Source organism: Azospirillum sp. B506 (assembly GCF_000333595.1).
GTDB lineage: Bacteria > Pseudomonadota > Alphaproteobacteria > Azospirillales > Azospirillaceae > Azospirillum.
This window is the reverse complement of sequence record NZ_BADK01000043.1, coordinates 1-1,096: the sequence shown is the minus strand read 5'-3', so window position 1 is coordinate 1,096 and position 1,096 is coordinate 1. Positions and strand designations below refer to the sequence as shown.

Sequence of the window (1,096 nt, the reverse complement as noted above, 5' to 3'; positions counted from 1 at the left end):
GGCCGCCAGCGTCAGGGCGTGCCCCTCCGGCAGCTTCTTGATGGTGGCGTCGGCAGTCAGCGCGCCGGCGGGTGCGGCCGCCTCGCCGGCCATGGCGGTCAGCTTGCCGGTCCAGTCGTCCAGCGTGCCGTCGCCCTTCAGCGCCAGCTCGACCGGCGGCAGGCCGGAAATCGACAGCGCGCGGGCCATGACGCCGCCAGCCGGTTCCGACGCATTGACCGACAGGGTCAAAGTGGTCTTGCCGGGATCGAAGGCGGCGACCAGATCGGCCTTGCCCGGCTTGTCGTCGATGCGAGCGACCGAAAGATTGGCGTTCACCGCACCGCCGCTGTGCTCCAGCGCCAGCGCACCGGCGATCCGCAGCACCGCCTGTTCGCCAAGCAGCGCCGGTGCCAGTTCCAGCCGCTCCATCACCAGCTTCTTCAGGTCGATGTCGACCGGCAGGCTGGGCAGAAGCGGGGCGTTGGGGTCCGACGGCGCGGCCGGCTGGGTGGTGACAGGTGCACGGGTCACCACGACCGACGCCGCCTCCAGCGCATCGATCCTCGCGCTGCGCATGAACAGGGCGGACGGAGACATCACCACATGCAGACGGTCGATGGTCAGCCAGACGCCCTGGCTGTCGGCCAGCGTGACGGTGGCAATGGTGAAATCGGTCGGGATGCTGCCGTCGATGGCGCCGAGCTTCAGGTGCATGTCGGGCGATTCGACGGCCCCCTCGATCTTCTCGATCAGCCATTCGCGGGCGGTGTCGCCAGCAAACAGCGAGAAGGCCCGAGCGGGCTGCGGACCGGCCAGCAGGCCGGCAAGGATCGTCAGACCGACCAGAAGGAAGCGAACCGCCGTCACACCATGCCCTTTCACCAGCCACTCGTGTCCCAACCGCATTAAACGGTCATCGTCCCGAAGGATTGGGACGAAATTGCGCCATCAGAACGCCTGCCCCAGGCTGAGATACAGCTGCCAGCGTGCATCGCCGCTGGCGGGGTTCAGCGGAACGCCGACATCGACCCGCAGCGGGCCGAAGTCGGTGTAATAGCGCAAGCCCAGCCCGGCGCCGACGCGCAGCGGCTCGCTGAAGTCGGGATAGGCCTGT

The 1,096-nt window shown here is 68.2% G+C and carries 1 protein-coding gene and 1 pseudogene; both read right to left on the bottom strand.

Features of this window, described 5'->3' with window-relative positions:
* Nucleotides 1–888 (bottom strand): annotated as a pseudogene (locus tag I71_RS01190) (hypothetical protein); the annotation flags it as partial.
* Nucleotides 889–930: 42 nt separating this feature from the next.
* A complete protein-coding gene (locus tag I71_RS37005; RefSeq protein ID WP_375731157.1) occupies nt 931–1,068 on the bottom strand; it encodes a BamA/TamA family outer membrane protein in 138 nt (45 codons plus the stop codon).
* Nucleotides 1,069–1,096 lie beyond the last annotated feature (28 nt).